The organism is Oceanobacillus senegalensis, assembly GCF_900176885.1.
Classification (GTDB): Bacteria; Bacillota; Bacilli; order Bacillales; family Amphibacillaceae; genus Oceanobacillus; species Oceanobacillus senegalensis.
Map to the genome: position 1 here is coordinate 3,667,789 of NZ_LT839648.1, position 17,426 is coordinate 3,685,214.

Consider the following 17,426-nt stretch of genomic DNA (forward strand, 5'->3'; position numbering starts at 1 on the left):
CGGGGAGGACTTGTAGGATGAATTTCAAAAAGTATCTGATGTTACTAGTCGTAGCTATGATTGCTGTCGTACTTGTAGCATGTGGTGGGGGAACAGAAGAGGGTAGTACAGAAGGCTCAGAAGATAATACTTCAGGTGAACAAGCAGATGGAGAGACGGAAGAAGCTTCAGAAGAACTTGAAGGAAGTGTTGTAATTGATGGATCTGGTACAGTTTATCCGTTAATGGCAAGATTAGCTGAAGAATATATGATTAATGAACAACCAAATGTATCTGTTGAAGTAAGTCGTGCAGGAACAAGTGCTGGTTTTCAAAAATTCCTAGCAGAAGATGGTACAGATTTCAATGATGCATCTCGTCAAATTAAAGAAGAAGAACAAGCAAAAGCAGATGAGTTAGGTATTGAAGTAATGGAATTAAAAGTTGCATTAGACGGTTTAACTATTGTTGTTAACCCTGAAAATGATTGGGCAACAGAATTAACAGAAGATCAAGTAAAAGGAATTTTCTTAGGTGAATATACAAAATGGTCTGATATTAATCCAGAATGGCCTGACGAAAAAATTCAAACGTATGGTCCAAATGAAAACCATGGTACGTATGAATTCTTCTATGAAACTATCTTAGAAGAACAAGATTTAGTTAGTGACATCAACCTTCAACAAGAATATTCAACACTTGTTACATTAGTAGCTGAAGATAAGAATGCGATTGGTTTCTTCGGATTTGGTTACTATGACAGTAACAAAGACCAAGTACAAGCTGTAGAAATCGACTTTGGTGAAGGACCAGTGGTTCCATCTCTAGAAACTATCGATGAAGAAGGTCCTTATGCTAATTTCACTCGTCCAGTATTCACTTACTTAAATGTAAATAATGCAAAAGAAAAAGCCCAAGTTTTTGATTATGCAACGTATGTACTTGAAAACATGAATGATTTTGCAGGAGAATCTGGTTTCGCACCAATTCCTGAGGAAGAAGCTCAGGCACAACTAGAAGAGCTTCAATCTATTCAATAATATGGAAACAATGAAACTTTGAAACTTTCATAAGATGAGGGCCCCGAAGCTCTCATCTTATGTTTGGGTTATAAGTCTCGGAAGGAGTCACAAGGATAATGCTAAATAGCAACGAAGCAAAGCATGAGAAAACAGTAAACGTCAGTGAAATGATAGCACAGAATAAGAAGAAAAAAAGTATATCCAATATAACAGAAAAACTGATTCCTACCATCTTATTTCTTCTGGCATCCATTACTATTTTAACAACCTTAGGTATTCTATTTACGTTATTAAGTGAAGCTATTGAGTTCTTCAAACGAGTACCCATTTGGGAGTTCTTCACTGGTACAGTTTTAAAACCATTAAGTCAAACCCCGGAGTTTGGTATATTGCCTCTAATCACTGGAACACTTTTTTCAACGGTTATTGCAATGCTAGTTGCAGGGCCAATTGGTCTCATGTCCGCGATTTATTTAAGTGAGTATGCATCAGATAGTGTAAGGAAAGTATTAAAGCCATTATTAGAAATTTTAGCTGGTATTCCGACGATTGTTTATGGATTTTTTGCGTTTACATTTGTTACACCTCTTATTCGTTCGATTTGGCCTGAAGTGGGTGCGACTAACATTTTAAGTCCTGGGCTTGTCATGGGGGTTATGATTATTCCAATGATAGCATCACTTTCGGAGGATGCTATGAATTCTGTACCAAATGCAATGAGGGAAGGCTCACTTGCGATGGGAGCAACGAAATTGGAAACAACCTTTAAAGTAGTCATTCCAGCAGCGTTTTCTGGAATTATTGCATCCTTTGTCCTTGGTATTTCCCGTGCAATTGGAGAAACAATGATTGTAACGATTGCTAGTGGAAGCTCTAAAAACTTTACGTTTGACATTACACAATCAATGCAAACCATGACTGCATATATTGTTGAAGTCTCTGGTGGGGAAGCCCCTGCTGGATCGACGATATATTATAGTTTATATGCTGTTGCATTAACACTATTTGTTTTTACGTTAATCATGAATTTACTTGCGCGTTACATCTCTCGTAAGTTTAGGGAGGAATATTAATGATTAAACAAGTCGATGCTACACAACTAAAACGCAGAATGAATGCTCGCATTCGGAAAAATTTAATCTGGAGATCTATTTTCCTCCTATCTACTTTATTTGGCTTACTTGTCCTCGCCGTTTTAATTATAAGAGTAGTTTCACAAGGTGCTAGCTGGATTGATTTAGACTTCCTAACTGGAAGACTTTCTACAAGTGCTGAGCGTGCGGGAATTATGGGTGCACTGCTTGGTACGGTTTGGGTCATGCTTGTTGTTATCCCTGTTACATTAATTATTGGGGTAGGGACGGCAATATATTTAGAATTGTATGCGAAGAAGGGTAAATTTCAAACCTTTATTGAAACCAATATCTCTAATTTAGCAGGAGTACCCTCTATCGTGTATGGTCTCTTAGGTTTAACGGTATTTGTTCGTTTAATGGACTTTGGAAATGTTGTATTAGCCGGTGGATTAACATTGTCACTTCTCGTATTGCCTATCCTAATCGTGTCGGCTCAAGAGGCATTACGGGCAGTTCCAGCTCATCTTTCTGAAGCATCGTATGGGCTAGGGGCTACAAAATGGCAAACCATTAGAAGAGTGATTTTACCTGCAGCATTACCAAGTATTTTAACGGGATCAATTTTGGCATTGTCACGTGCTATTGGGGAGACAGCTCCATTAACTGTGTTAGGAATACCTGCATTACTTATTCCTTTCCCGAATGGTTTGTTTGACACATTCACAGTATTACCAATGCAAATCTATTATTGGACATTGGATTCTTCGTTGGTAGCAGAATATGCAAATCTAGCTGCTGCAACTATCGTAGTTCTATTATTATTATTATTCATCTTAAATTCAGTAGCGGTGTTTATTCGAAACAAATTTCAACAGCGTTATTAAATAAAATTTTTAGAAGGCATAATTATTAAGGAGTGGAAAAATGAATACTCTTATAAATGATAAAATGGGTGCACAGCTTCAAACGAATACAACTGGAAAGACAATAAGTGCTACAAGTGTGGAAGCGAGTAGTGTCGTTTATGATACAGTGGATTTAAATCTATGGTATTCAGATACCCATGCATTAAAGAATATTAATTTAGATATTCATGAGAAGGAAGTTACAGCGATTATCGGCCCATCTGGTTGTGGTAAGTCAACCTATATAAAAACTCTAAATCGCATGGTGGAATTAGTACCAGGTGTTCGAACAACTGGAAGTATTTCTTATAAAGGGAAGAACATCTTAGATAAATCCTTTAAGGTTGAGGATTTACGGACACAGGTAGGAATGGTTTTTCAAAAGCCAAATCCTTTTCCAAAGTCCATCTATGAAAACATTGCATATGGGCCTAAAATTCATGGGATTCGTAATAAGAAGATCTTAGATGAAATTGTGGAGAGAAGCTTGCGTGGAGCATATATTTGGGATGAAGTAAAGGATCGTTTGAATGAAAATGCATATGGACTTTCAGGTGGACAACAGCAGCGTCTTTGTATTGCGAGAGCTCTTGCTGTTCAACCAGATGTTATTTTAATGGACGAGCCAACTTCTGCATTGGATCCTAAATCGACATTAAAAATTGAAGAATTGGTTCAGGAATTGAAAAACGAATTTTCCATTATTATTGTAACGCACAATATGCAACAAGCTGCCAGAATTTCAGATAGAACAGCCTTTTTCCTAGATGGAGAGGTTGTGGAATACAATAACACAGACTCTATCTTCACGAATCCGAATGATAGTCGAACAGAAGATTATATATCAGGAAGATTTGGTTAAATTAGGGTGATGAAGACCGGATGAGTATGAAAGGTTGGAAAATATAAGCTAATACCATCTAAAATAGAGTAAAAAATGTTTTTCATTCAAGCAAAAAGTCCACCAAAAAATGGTGGGCTTTTTGCTTGAGCATTCTGATACTATTGTTATTTATAAGAATCTAGCTTAGCTTTTTTACTTTGTCTGATGGAAGGATGATGTCTTCTCAAATTGACCTTGTTGATATTTAGTTTTTTTCTGTTTTTTTGGAACACAAAATAACGCATAAAGATAAAGCTTGCTGCAGAGGAAATTACCATGGCAGCACCTTTTGCAATGTTTTGCTCTGCAATAGTTGGGACAGGTAAAATTCCCAATATAAAGGAGCCTCCTACGAAAACAATATTACTAATAATTAAACTAACCACAGCCTGTATGAGAAAGTAAACGGCTTCTTTTTTATTTTTCGTGGAAGTTTTACGGAAGGTCCAATTGGAATTCCATAGGTAGCTATTTGTTATGGCAAGGATGTATGCAATCGTATTAAATAATAATAAAAATAAGCTATTTTCTGTTGGCCAAAGAAATAAAAGTAAGTTTAATGAGCCAATATCAATTAACGCATTGAGACCGCCAATGAGGCTGAATTGGATAATTTGTATGATTAGCTCGCGATTTTTTAGTTGTGGCATTATCCATAGCACCTAAATTCTAAATAAAGTAATGGAAAACTAAAACGCTTTTAGTAGTATTATTTTGTCTTTTTGTAAAGAATTTATTACCCCACTAAAGCCATCCTTTTTAAGTTTATCATATCTGGTTAAGTATAACGAGATGACGAAGAAAATTTTACCTTTTTTCAACATTGTCAAAGTAATAATCATAGACAATTAAATACTGATATCCACATTGGGTGAAGGACAAGAGAGTTGATTGATGCATATCATTTATAGAATGGCAAGTAACCTGCTGGGGATGATTAGAGGATGAATACCTTTGCGGAAATACATTAGGCGCACTAAAGGTGCTGTGCATTTTCTTGCTGGTACAACACACAAAAAATACAAATTACCAAAACAGTCTTAATCAATGTCTTTCCTACTTATCGCTATTATCATTCAAGGCAATAATTTTGCTAATTCCCCCCCTTTTTGGAACAATAAAAGATATGGAGAATAGGAAAGGGGTTTTGGACAGGTGAAGGTGTTTTTAATTGGTGCGAATGGGCAAATTGGGAAGCATTTGGTAAAATTGCTTCAGGATAGTCAAAAACATACATTAAAGGCAATGGTACGGAGTGAAGAACAAGCTGCTGCGTTAAAAGAGTCTGGTGTGGATGCGGTTGTTGCAAATTTAGAAGGTAGTGTGGATGAACTAGCAGCTGCTATGAATGGTTGTGATGCTGTTATTTTCTCTGCTGGTTCTGGTGGAAAGACTGGTCCAGATAAAACATTGCTTGTCGACTTAGATGGTGCTGTAAAATCAATGGAAGCAGCAGAAAAGGTTGGAGCTAATCGTTATGTTATCGTAAGTGCCGTTCAAGCACATAACCGTGATAGCTGGAAGGATAGCCCAATCAAACCATATATGGTAGCTAAACACTATGCGGATCGCATGCTAACTGCAAGTAATCTAAATTACACGATTGTTCGACCTGGTGGGTTATTAAATGAACCCGGTACGGAAAATGTAAAAGTCGCAGAAGATTTAGAAGCAGGTACAATTCCTCGTGAAGATGTTGCTAAAACAGTTATAGCTACATTAGACAATGAGAACACGTTTAAACGCTCATTTGATTTAATGTCTGGGGAAAGTGTAATTGATAAAGCGTTAAAAAGTTTATAATTAGAAGTAAAATGAGCTCTTTCATGATGGAGAGCTCATTTTTTTAGTATCTGATCGGATATATGCGTCTATTTTGTTGACAAAAGCTGGTAATAATAGGTTGCATTGTAATCTCCATAAAAGCCTCTATCATAGAATGGACGTTATATTAATTTACCTTTAAAGGCTAAAATAGAAAAAATAAATAAAAAATTTAAAAAAACACTTGAATTATTATGCATAATGATGCATAATAATTCATTAATAGGACATATTCGAGAGGGGAAATCATTGATGAAGGATAAAATTGTTTTAGCATATTCAGGTGGACTTGATACTTCTGTAGCAATTAAATGGTTACAAGATAAATATAATTACGATGTTATTGCAGTAGCGCTTGATGTTGGGGAAGGAAAAGACCTTGACTTCGTAAAGAAAAAGGCAATTGATGTTGGTGCAATTAAATCATATGTAATAGATGCCAAAAATCTATATTCAGAGGAATTTGTATTACCGGCATTACAAGCTAATTTATTATATGAAGGAAAATATCCATTAATTTCAGCATTATCACGTCCGTTGATTTCTAAAATTCTAGTGGATATTGCGGAAGAAGAAGGTGCGGTTGCTGTTGCACACGGATGTACAGGTAAAGGAAATGACCAGGTTCGTTTCGATGTTTCCTTTACAGCCTTAAATCCTAATCTTAAAATCGTTGCTCCTGTACGTGAGTGGGCAATGTCCCGTGAGGAAGAAATTGAATATGCAAAAGATCATGGAATTCCAATTCCAATTGATTTAGATAATCCATTCAGTATTGACCAAAATCTATGGGGACGTAGTAATGAATGTGGTGTGTTAGAAGACCCTTGGGCAGAACCACCAAAAGAAGCATATGAATTAACACAGGATCCAGTGGATGCTCCAGATGAGCCACAGGTTGTTCAAATTACCTTTGAAAAAGGAAAACCTGTATCACTTGATGGAAAAGCACTTCCACTAGACGAGTTAATTTTAGAGTTAAATGAAATTGCTGGTAAGCATGGGGTTGGACGTATTGACCACGTGGAGAACCGTTTAGTAGGTATCAAATCTCGTGAAATTTATGAAGCTCCTGCTGCAATGACGTTGATTTCTGCACACCAAGAGATAGAGGCGTTAACTCTACCAAGAGAGGTTGCAGAATTTAAGCCAGTTGTCGAGCAAAAGTTTGCACAGGCTGTTTATTATGGCCAGTGGTATTCTCCATTGACTGCAGCACTTCAGGCGTTTGTAAAAGAAACGCAACAACATGTGAATGGTACAGTGAAAGTGAAACTTTATAAAGGTCAGGCACAAGTAATTGGACGTGAATCCGCTAATTCACTTTATGACTTTGATCTTGCAACGTATAACAAAGAAGATTCGTTTGATCATGAAGCAGCATTAGGATTTATCAAACTATGGGGATTACCAACAAAAGTTCATTCATCCGTGAATAAAACTCAAGCAACATTCAAATCTACGGAAAAAGTAAAATTAGAAGTAAAGGATGCTGTTAAATCGTGAAACTATGGGGCGGACGATTTACTAAACCAACAAATGAACTAGTAGATGAATACACTGCATCGATTTACTTTGATAAAAAACTAGCAAAATACGATATTCAGGGAAGTCTCGCCCATGTAGAAATGTTAAAGGTCTGTGAGATTATTCCAGCAGAAGATGCGGATAAAATTGCGGAAGGTTTAAGGAATGTAGCCAAGAAAATTGAAAGTGGAGAAGCAGAATTATCAGCGGAAAATGAAGATATTCATATGAACGTTGAAAAGCTTTTGTTGGAGGAAGTTGGGCCAGTAGGTGGGAAACTACATACTGGACGTAGTAGAAATGACCAGGTTGCATTAGACATGCGGCTTTACCTAAGAGAGGCTCTCGTTGATTTAACAGAGCTTCTTGTAAAGGTTCAGCAATCCCTATTAAATCAAGCAAAAGCAAATTTAGATACGGTTATGCCAGGTTACACTCATCTGCAGCGGGCACAGCCTGTATTATTTGGACATCATATGATGGCATATGTATTCATGTTCCAACGTGATGTGGAACGTTTAACGGGAAGCTTTAAACGAGTAAATAAATCACCACTAGGTGCGGGGGCATTAGCTGGCACAACTTTTCCGATTGATCGAGAATTAGTAGCGGATCAATTAGGGTTTGAAGGAATTAGCGAAAACAGTTTAGATGCTGTAAGTGATCGTGATTTTGTTGTAGAATTTTTAGCCAATGCATCCCTTATTTCTACGCATTTATCTAGACTTTGCGAGGAGATTGTGCAATGGTCGAGTGCCGAATTTAGTTTTGTGGAATTGGATGATGCCTTTTCAACCGGAAGTAGCATGATGCCACAGAAAAAGAACCCAGATGTAGCAGAACTGGTTCGTGGAAAAACTGGACGTGTGTATGGACATTTAATGGGCATGCTGACAACTTTAAAGGGATTACCACTAGCCTATAATAAAGATATGCAAGAAGATAAAGAAGGTATGTTTGATACGGTAGAGACCATAAAAGGTGCCTTAGCACTGTTTGCACCAATGATTGAAACGATGCAAGTAAAGAAAGAGAATATGTATAATGCAGTACGTGAAGACTTTTCTAATGCAACAGATTTAGCGGATTACCTTGTAGGAAAAGGAATGCCTTTTAGGGAATCACATGCTGTTGTTGGTCAAGTTGTTCTACATTGCATTAAACATAATAAGTATTTACTGGATGTAACTGTTGAGGAATTTCAATCATTTACTGAGCTAATAGAGGACGACATCTTTGATGCACTAACTCCAGAAACGGTTGTAAATGCTAGAAACGTAGCAGGAGGTACAGCCAAAAATAGGGTAGAAGAACAGATAGAAACAGCAGTTGGATTTATGAATGCTACAGAGGATTGGATAGAGCATCAAGGGAATTTAATAAATGGGAATCTGAATAATTGAGAAGTGATAGATAAGGCTCACGGATTCGTCCGGGGGCTTTTTTATGTAAGATAATGTGCTGTGTTGTGAGACTTATCTAATTGGATAGTAACGAGGGTTTCAGAAGAACCAGAGCAGAGCAAAAATGAAACTTACGCAAAGTTTGAACAGAAATCTCATCCTTTTGCACCTCCAGCACGTATTCAGTTATAAGTATACTGAAAATTTATTAAGTTACTGCAAGAGGATGATGAAGGTATTGTAAATAATGGCGACTGGATAGGGACGCTGGTAAGTATAGAGGAACGTGGGTAAGGGAGAAGACTATGGATCGACGGATGTGCTCTCTTTAAATGGAACACGCATTAATTAAAAAAAGGAACGCGGAATGATATTTTGCGCGGTCCCTTTAAGAATGATCGTACGATATTTGTTTTTAGTGACGTTTGCTTAACCAAAGCACCCCTGATTTAGCTAACCTAGGTAGAAATCCTATCATCGGATATTTCATCATATTACCGAATCCATCACTTTTACCTAAGGACCCTAATGTTCCTTTTAGCTTAATTTCTTTAGGTTTTTTCGGCTGCTTATCATGAAGGACTGACAATAATATTTCAGCAATTTGTTCTCCCTGTTGCATGGCAAGCTGAGCACTAGGTGAGTGCTCGGAAGAAACACAGTCCCCCAACACATAAATGTTCGGTTGTTCTGGAACTTGATAGTATGCATTTGTGATAATCTTTTGGTGGCGATCTTTTTTAAATGGCAGTTCTCTAATTAAATAATTAGGTTGAACACCAGCTGTCCAGATCGTAACATCATTCAGATAACAAACCCCATTATTACACACGCCATCTTTTTCCACATATTCTACATTGGAATGGTGAATGACATCTACATTATTAGCTACAAACCATTTTTCAACATATTCCTGAATTTTGGAATCGAATGCTTTGAGCACAGTTGGACCACGGTCTAGCAGTCTGATATTTAAGTCTGGTCTACTTTCTCTAATTTCTGACGCAACTTCAATGCCGCTAAGTCCTGCTCCAACAATGGATACTTTTCCATATGCTTTCAAGTTCGATACGGCTAGCCCTGCCTGACGTGCTTTAGCAAATGTTTGAACACTCTCTGTATATTCCTTGGCCCCTGGAATCCCGTGATAACTATCTTCACAACCAAGGCCGATAATTAAATAATCAAATGGAAGAATATCTTCTTCCTCTTTAAATTGAATTTGTTGTTTTTCTGTATCAATCTTCGTAATTTCCCGAAACAGATATGTGACACGTTCATCATCAGGAAACGCAACACGCACATCGGTTTCTGCGGAAGTGCTTGCAGCAATTGCGTAAAATTCTGTCTTAAGTGAACGAAATGGATTGCGGTCAACTACAATTATCTGAAGATCCTCTGGTAATTGGTAATTTAATATACCATTAAGTACCTTTATACCGCCATAACCCCCACCAAGAATGACAAGCCTTTTCATGTAAAATACCCCCATAATCCCATAATTAAAACACCATCAATATGATACCATTTATAGATTATCAGAAGTGGGGATGACTGTCACTCCCCGAAATTTGTCGAAGCTTTTATTTCTTGCTATACTAAATGGGAAAATTAGTATATACCGTTAAGGGAAATAGTATGTAGTATTCAACGTCCTAATTTGGCGTAAAAATAAAAGGATAGGGAGCTTTTAGAATGCACCTATACTTAAAAGGAGGGGACTTTATGCAGAATCTTTCTTTTCCTTCCCTTTTAGATGTGATGGGTGAGCTTTTTTCTGGTGAGATATCTATTGCTGTTGCTGATAGGTCGGAGTATATATATTACCGTAGAAGTAAGCGAATTGATCTCAAAATAAAACCAGGGGATCCTATTAAAGAAGGAACCATTGCCCATAAGGCGATAACAACAGGTCAAAAGGTCTCAGAATTTATCCATCGAAATATATACGGCATCCCGTATCATGGGATGGCTGTACCTTTCCATGATAATCATAAACTGGTAGGATGTGTTTTGGCAATATATCCGGCTTATACAGATGGAAAGTCTGTAGTTACCATTAAGAAAAGTGATGGCTGGGAACCCATACCTTTCCAAGAAATAAGGTTTTTAGAAACAAAGGACCGTAAAACGCATGTTTTTACAGAAGAGCATGTTGGAAGCCACTCTGACCCTCTACAGGAGTTTGAGTATATTTTACCGAGGAAATATTTTATACGGTGCCATCGCTCCTTCATTGTTAATGTGAATTATATCAAGCACATTTTTCCTGACATCCATTCTACTTTTATATTGGAGATGGATAGTGGTGCAAAGGTTCCTGTTAGCCAATCTTATTCCAGCTATTTTCGCAAGTTATTAGGTTTTTAAACAGAAGTGATAGCTAAAGAGCCAGAAATTTTCTGGATTAACCCACTTTTTGATGCAGTTAGACAATATTCTTGTCTTTCACTCCGAGTTTTCCGATAATTCCCGCTTATCGCTTATAATAAATAATATAAGTCTATGTATAAGGGGGATTTATTACATGGAGGAGAAAATAGAACTTTTAAAAGCCCCTCAGTTACGAGAACGTGTCGTTTCTGCTGAAGAGGCAGCATCATGGATTAAACATGGTATGACATTGGGCTTAAGTGGTTTTACTCGTGCAGGTGATGCGAAAGCGGTACCAACTGCACTCGTTAAAAGGGCAGAAGAGGGTGAGCAGTTTAAGGTAAACGTCTTTACTGGTGCATCCTTGGGTTCAGATATTGATAAAATGTTTGCAGAAGCTGGAATTGTTCATAAGCGACTTCCATTTCAAGCAGAGCCAATTATGAGAAAGAAGATTAATACAGGGGAACATTTATTTGTGGACCAGCACTTATCTCATACAGCTGAGATTCTTAGAGCGGATGTTATGGAAACAATTGATTTTGCAATTTTGGAAGCGATTTCTGTGACGGAGGACGGTTTATTAATACCTAGTACGTCTGTCGGGAACTCCCAAGCTTTTGCGGAATTTGCTGAGAATATTATTATTGAAGTCAATACAGCACAACCACAAACTTTAGAGGGGGTCCATGATTTATATAGCCCTAGTAAACAAGGGGAGCGTGAACCGATTCCACTAACAAAAGCAGATCAACGTATTGGGGAAATTGGTATTCCAATTGATTTAAATAAAGTAAAAGGGGTTGTATTTACACATCAAGTGGATTCAGCATCTACAATCGTTCAACCGGATGAAGAAACAAAAATGATGGCCAATCATCTATTAAATTTCTTACGAGAAGAAGTGAAGTCTGGTAGGTTAACAGAAAGCCTAATGCCACTACAATCTGGAATTGGCTCTGTTGCTAATGCAGTATTACATGGCATGATTGATTCAGAATTTAACGACCTTGTTGTATATTCAGAAGTACTTCAGGATGCGGTGTTTGATCTAATGGATGCAGGGAAAGTTAACTTTGCTTCCGCATGCTCTATCACGCTGTCAGAGGAAAAAATGAAGCAAGTGTTTAATAACTTTGAGAAATACCGCAATAAATTAGTTCTAAGACCACAAGAAATATCTAATCAGCCTGAAATTATCCGTCGACTCGGGATAATTGCTATTAACACGGCATTAGAATTTGATATTTATGGAAATGTCAATTCTACTCATGTTAGTGGAACGAAGATGATGAATGGTATTGGGGGATCTGGTGATTTTGCACGTAACTCTAGACTCGGAATCTTCGTAACGAAGTCGATTGCAAAAGATGGGGATATTTCTAGTATTGTTCCATTTGTTTCCCATGTGGATCATACTGAACATGATGTGGATGTAGTTGTTACAGAGCAGGGCTATGCTGACTTACGGGGATTAGCACCTAGAGAACGTGTACCACTCATCATCGAGAATTGTGCACATCCAATGTACCGTGAGCAGTTATGGGATTATTATAAAGAAGCACTTGAACGGGGTGGGCAGACTCCGCATGTGTTAGAAAAAGCATTCGCATGGCACACTAATTTTAAAGAACATGGTACCATGCGCCAAGTTGTGCGTCAGTAGGTCTAGTATAGTCTAAAAGGGGATGAACAGGACTTTGTGAAAATTTGTTAAAAAGAATATGCGGGGCAGCATACCATTAAAGGATAGGCGAAGAGGTGTTAACGAAATAACATATCGCCTTAGAATTTGGTAGAGCATAACGAATTAGATGTCTAAGTCGTTTGTCCGTTATGCTTTAACTCAAGTTCTTTTATAATCAAAAGGGGTTTAATATACGAGAAGGCCGATGTTCTCTTGGGGGAGGGAGCATCGGTTTTTTGTTTGGATGTTTTAAACGTCTAATCTAATGGTGCTGGAGCAGAGGATTTTATCCGAACGTTGGCATATAACCCCAATAGAAGGGAAATTGGCCCAACATCAGCCTTAAGGTGCGCCACATATTTTCGGAGCGGCTTTTCGTACCGATTATGTTCGGATTTGTATTGACAAATACTCTTGTTCCAGCCCCTATAAAAAATTAAATTACTGATACCATTCTCTAATTTTCCCATCAGTTGGTAGTAAATAGGTTAAGAAGCCTAATAAAGGCAACAATGAAATAGTGATCATTGTCGGTGTTAAGCCGAACCAGTCAATCAATGAGCCAAGTGCAACAGATCCAACCGCCCCCATTCCAAATGCTAACCCGACGATTAATCCAGACATAGTGCCTATTTTATTTGGGCTTAGTTCTTGAGCATAAACAACGGTAACAGAAAAGCTGGACATTAAAATAAGCCCAATAATAGCGAGTAAAATAATAGCGACGATGGGGCCAACATATGGCAGCAATAGAGCTAATGGTGCGGCTCCTATTAGTGAGAATAAAATAATATTCCTTTTTCCAAATCGGTCTGCTAATGGGCCACCCAAAAATGTTCCAACTGCCCCCATCGCTAGAAATGTAAATATGTATACTTGAGATGTTGAAATGGAAAGTTTATAGTTTTCAATTGCATAAAAGGCATAGAAGTTTGAAATAGCTGCAGCATACCAGGAACGTGCAAATACGATGAAAACAAGAACCGTTAAGGCAGCTTTAATGGATTTAGATAAATCCGGGTTCACTTTGGTGGCATGATTTGTTTTTTTCATACGTTGAAATGCCTTAATTTGAATATTATACCATTTGGCGATATAGGTTAGAAAACAAACGGCAATGGCAGCAATAATAGTAAACCAGATGGCTCCGAACTGCCCCAGTGGTACAAGAACCAATGCTGTTATAACAGGTGCTAAGGCTTGACCGGAGTTTCCCCCAACTTGGTAGATGGATTGGGCTAATCCTCGTTTATTTCCAGCTGCTAAGTATGCAACACGTGACCCTTCAGGATGAAAAGTAGCAGATCCAAATCCAATAAAAATAACACTAACAAGAATGAGCCAGAAATTAGGAGCTAAAGCTAATCCTAGCATTCCCAACATGCTGCTTGTAAGACCAATAGGCAATGCATATGGCATTGGACGTTTATCAGTATACATACCGATTACAGGCTGCATCACAGAAGCGACCATATTCAATGTAAATGTAATGAGCCCAAGCTGTGTGAATGTTAGCCCTAAGGAATTTTCCAAGATAGGAAACATAGCTGGGATAACCGCTTGTAGAGAATCGTTTAATAAATGGCATAATCCAATAATAAATAAAATAGAATAGACGGTTTGATTACTGGATTGAGCCTGTGTTTCATTCTTAAGGGCGTTTTCCAATACATTCCCTTCTTTCCCTATTTTTAAAAATATTTAAATAATACTATATCTCCCATTGTACAACTAGAAAAATAATTATCAATGATTTTTTACAATGGATTTAATCGTAAAATTAGTCAGTTTATTGCTTTGAATTTTTTAATAGGATGTGCAAAAGGGTAAATCAGTAGGAGAGCTGATAAACGTGGGGAATGCCGATAAACCAGGGGGAGAGCTGATAACCGAGAGGGAACACTGATAAATAGAGAAAGTCTACCTTAAGCGAGTGGACTTTCATATAATAGCTTTTACTATTCGTTTGATTACCACATTTTAATAAATCATGCTACGATTATAATTTAAGTCAACGAAATGGAAGAGGAGTTAATGATGACAAGAAGAAATTCACTGCCATTTACTGTTTCAAAAACGGAGAACTTTTTCGAACGATTAGGTGACTATGTCGGGGATGTTTTTTATGACATATTACCTGAACAAGGATATGAATTACGGGATGAGCAGATTTATATGGCATTCCAGTTGGAACAGGCGTTCAAAAATAAACGAACCATTTTTGCTGAAGCAGGGGTAGGTACTGGAAAAACCTTCGTCTACCTGCTATACGCATTATGTTACGCACGATATAAAGGAAGACCGGCGATTATTTCTTGTGCGGATGAAACATTGATTGAACAACTTGTCAAAAAGGATGGAGATATAGAAAAGCTTGAAAATGCATTAGATATTAAGATAGATGTTCGGCTAGCGAAATCCCGGGAACAATACGTTTGTGTTCGGAAATTGGATGCTTTGACGGATAAAACAAGTGATTCAGATATTTCAAAGGTATATGATGCTATACCTGATTTTGTTTTTCATCCAGGGAGTCAAGTGAAGAAATTTGAACGATATGGCGATCGGAAGGAATATCCCTGGGTTTCCAATGAAACATGGGAGAAAATAGCATGGGATCCACTGCAGCAGTGTTCCACATGTGAATGGCGCCATCGTAGCGGGCAAACATTAAATCGTGAATATTACCGACATGCTAGCGATATAATCGTTTGCTCTCATGATTTTTATATGGAACATATTTGGACAAAGGAATCACGGAAGCGAGAAGGTCAAATGCCTTTATTACCAGAGGCAAGCTCGGTTATTTTCGATGAGGGCCATTTGCTGGAATTTGCTGCACAAAAGGCTTTAACCTACCGATATAATCTCGATACGCTAACAAAAGTCTTAACAGGCTTTATGGGACAAGATGTGCGGGAAGAATCACTTCTGTTGGTAGAGGATATTTTGATGGTAAATGATGATTTATTTGATATCCTTACAGATGTATCTTGTGTTGTGGAGGGTTCAAACCGTCGGGAAATTACTTTAACAAAAGAAGTCATCCATTTAATTGAAAAGCTTTATGAAAAGGTGAATAAACTATTAGAGGAGCTTGTGTTTGATTCTGAATTATTTACGATAGATGGATACTACATAAAAATCATGGAAGAATACCTGGAATTTTATTTAAATGGGTTATCGATTCTGTTAAAAGACAATGAAGGGATATACTGGTTAGAGATGAGTGAGAATACGACGAGCCTTGTCATTATGCCACGCTTGGTGGAGGATGTTTTGAAGAAAGAGGTATTTTCTAAGGATATTCCATTTATCTTTTCTTCAGCTACTTTATCGCAAAACAGTAATTTTTCCTATATTGCTAATAGTCTAGGTATCGAAAAGTTTGATTCATTTTCTGTTGATTCCCCATTTCATTATGAAAAGCAAATGGAGATGATAGGGCATATCGATCAAGAGCAGAAGTGGACTAAAATGTCAGATATGCTCCGTGAAAATAATGGTCGCAGTCTAGTGTTATTTTCATCAAAAGAAGAAATGGAGCAATTCCGAGAAACGGTGATTCAAGAGGAATATTCATTTCCTATTCTTTTTGAAGGGGATCAAGAAATTAGTGAAACGGTAAGAAGGTTTCAATTGGATGAGGGGACTGTTTTATGTGCGTATCATTTGTGGGAAGGGTTGGATGTTCCTGGAGGGGCATTAACCCAAGTTATCCTGTCTTCTCTTCCATTTCCTCCAAACGACCCGGTTTTCAAGGCTAAGCGTAAACATGCTGATAATCCGGAAAGAGAAGTGGATTTACCATATATGTTATTAAGACTAAGACAGGGTATGGGACGCTTGATTCGTACGAGAGAGGACCATGGAAAAGTGCATATATGGCTGAGTGAAATGGAATTGGAACGGTATAAGGATGTTATATCTGAGGTACTTCCAGTTGAAATGAAAATGGAATAGATAATTCAATGAATCATAAAACGAGCATTCAAATGAAAATGCTCGTTTTATTCGTTTTTAACATAATCCAACAGAACTTGGGGAGTGGACTTATTTAATAAGTGTTAGGAAATGGTTTAGTATTTTTGCGGTTAATCCCCAGACAGCCCTGTCTTCATATTTGTAAAAGAGTTCGTTAATATGCCGCATTTGCCATTCATAGTTTTCCCCACCACTAATTAAATCGAATGGGAAGTTATCCTCTGGAACAACCTTAAAATGAACCTTGTACACCTCTGGTACAGTTTGAATGAGATAATCTAATGGAATGGTAAAGACTTCCCCTACCTCATCTTCGTTAGGAACAATAGCTTCTGGATGTTTGATATAACCAACATAAGGATAAATCATTCTCCCCATATCGGTAGCAACATAATCTAGTGGAATAACGTTTTCTATATCTGTCTCGCCAATTCCTAGTTCTTCTGATGTTTCTCGGATAGCACAGTGTTTGGGAGTTTTATCTTCGTTATCAATCCTTCCGCCCGGAAAACAGATATCACCTGGTTGTGTACGTAGCTTTATTGATCGTACCTCAAATAAAACATGTGTCTTGTTCTCGATTTCAACAAGCGGAAGCAGCACAGCTGATTTAAAATAATTTTCTTCTCCCAGAATGGAAGGTGTACGACCTTCTAATTTCTGAATGACGTCGGATATCTTCATTTTGCCACCTCCAATGGTCTAATGGTTACTGTCTATTATACAGAATATACGTTAAAAACATGATTGATATGATAGAATG

At 37.6% G+C, this 17,426-nt stretch carries 14 protein-coding genes; 10 read left to right on the top strand and 4 right to left on the bottom strand.

Annotation, left to right across the window (positions count from 1 at the left end; translation table 11 throughout):
• Nucleotides 1-17 precede the first annotated feature (17 nt).
• From CAO17_RS17785 to pstB, 4 genes are all read left to right on the top strand, one after another.
• On the top strand, nucleotides 18-1,019 hold the full coding sequence (locus CAO17_RS17785; RefSeq protein ID WP_085993901.1) for a PstS family phosphate ABC transporter substrate-binding protein: 1,002 nt from the start codon (nucleotides 18-20) through the stop codon (nucleotides 1,017-1,019).
• Nucleotides 1,020-1,117: 98 nt separating this feature from the next.
• Complete coding sequence (gene pstC / locus CAO17_RS17790; RefSeq protein WP_085993902.1) at nucleotides 1,118-2,074, top strand: phosphate ABC transporter permease subunit PstC; 957 nt, start codon at nucleotides 1,118-1,120, stop codon at nucleotides 2,072-2,074.
• Nucleotides 2,074-2,961, top strand: coding sequence for a phosphate ABC transporter permease PstA (gene pstA, locus CAO17_RS17795; RefSeq protein WP_085993903.1), 888 nt, complete (start codon nucleotides 2,074-2,076; stop codon nucleotides 2,959-2,961). The genes pstC and pstA overlap by 1 nt, the downstream gene beginning before the upstream one ends.
• 40 nt (nucleotides 2,962-3,001) lie before the next feature.
• Nucleotides 3,002-3,844, top strand: a complete 843-nt coding sequence (gene pstB / locus CAO17_RS17800) for a phosphate ABC transporter ATP-binding protein PstB (protein ID WP_245831866.1) — start codon at nucleotides 3,002-3,004, stop codon at nucleotides 3,842-3,844.
• A gap of 146 nt (nucleotides 3,845-3,990) precedes the next feature.
• Here pstB and CAO17_RS17805 read toward each other — a convergent pair whose 3' ends face one another.
• Complete coding sequence (locus CAO17_RS17805) at nucleotides 3,991-4,515, bottom strand: GtrA family protein (RefSeq protein ID WP_085993904.1); 525 nt, start codon at nucleotides 4,513-4,515, stop codon at nucleotides 3,991-3,993.
• Nucleotides 4,516-5,020: 505 nt separating this feature from the next.
• Here CAO17_RS17805 and CAO17_RS17810 point away from each other — a divergent pair.
• The 3 genes from CAO17_RS17810 (at nucleotide 5,021) to argH (ending at nucleotide 8,619) form a co-directional block, all read left to right on the top strand.
• Nucleotides 5,021-5,668 (top strand): SDR family oxidoreductase, encoded by a 648-nt coding sequence (locus CAO17_RS17810; RefSeq protein ID WP_085993905.1) that lies wholly within the window; start codon nucleotides 5,021-5,023, stop codon nucleotides 5,666-5,668.
• A gap of 270 nt (nucleotides 5,669-5,938) precedes the next feature.
• The gene (locus CAO17_RS17815; RefSeq protein ID WP_085993906.1) at nucleotides 5,939-7,195 is read left to right on the top strand and encodes an argininosuccinate synthase; all 1,257 of its coding nucleotides are present in this window, start codon (nucleotides 5,939-5,941) and stop codon (nucleotides 7,193-7,195) included.
• Nucleotides 7,192-8,619, top strand: a complete 1,428-nt coding sequence (gene argH / locus CAO17_RS17820; protein WP_085993907.1) for an argininosuccinate lyase — start codon at nucleotides 7,192-7,194, stop codon at nucleotides 8,617-8,619. The genes CAO17_RS17815 and argH overlap by 4 nt, the downstream gene beginning before the upstream one ends.
• A 415-nt stretch (nucleotides 8,620-9,034) precedes the next feature.
• On the opposite strand, the gene CAO17_RS17825 is transcribed toward argH, so the two are convergent.
• Nucleotides 9,035-10,096 (bottom strand): NAD(P)/FAD-dependent oxidoreductase, encoded by a 1,062-nt coding sequence (locus CAO17_RS17825; RefSeq protein ID WP_085993908.1) that lies wholly within the window; start codon nucleotides 10,094-10,096, stop codon nucleotides 9,035-9,037.
• Between the two features lie 248 nt (nucleotides 10,097-10,344).
• On the opposite strand from CAO17_RS17825, the gene CAO17_RS17830 reads away from it, so the two are divergent.
• Entirely contained in the window at nucleotides 10,345-10,989 is a 645-nt protein-coding gene (locus CAO17_RS17830; protein ID WP_085993909.1) for a LytTR family DNA-binding domain-containing protein, read from the top strand.
• 157 nt (nucleotides 10,990-11,146) lie between these two features.
• A complete protein-coding gene (scpC, locus tag CAO17_RS17835; protein WP_085993910.1) occupies nucleotides 11,147-12,658 on the top strand; it encodes a succinyl-CoA:acetate CoA-transferase ScpC in 1,512 nt (503 codons plus the stop codon).
• A 462-nt stretch (nucleotides 12,659-13,120) separates the two neighbouring features.
• Here the strand turns inward: scpC and CAO17_RS17840 are convergent, their stop codons facing one another.
• Nucleotides 13,121-14,347: an MFS transporter gene (locus CAO17_RS17840; RefSeq protein ID WP_085993911.1), complete on the bottom strand. Its 1,227-nt coding sequence runs from the start codon at nucleotides 14,345-14,347 to the stop codon at nucleotides 13,121-13,123.
• 369 nt (nucleotides 14,348-14,716) lie between these two features.
• Here CAO17_RS17840 and CAO17_RS17845 point away from each other — a divergent pair, with 369 nt between their 5' ends.
• Nucleotides 14,717-16,642, top strand: coding sequence for an ATP-dependent DNA helicase (locus CAO17_RS17845; RefSeq protein WP_085993912.1), 1,926 nt, complete (start codon nucleotides 14,717-14,719; stop codon nucleotides 16,640-16,642).
• Between the two features lie 90 nt (nucleotides 16,643-16,732).
• Here CAO17_RS17845 and CAO17_RS17850 read toward each other — a convergent pair whose 3' ends face one another.
• Nucleotides 16,733-17,347, bottom strand: a complete 615-nt coding sequence (locus CAO17_RS17850) for an NUDIX hydrolase (protein WP_085993913.1) — start codon at nucleotides 17,345-17,347, stop codon at nucleotides 16,733-16,735.
• Nucleotides 17,348-17,426 lie beyond the last annotated feature (79 nt).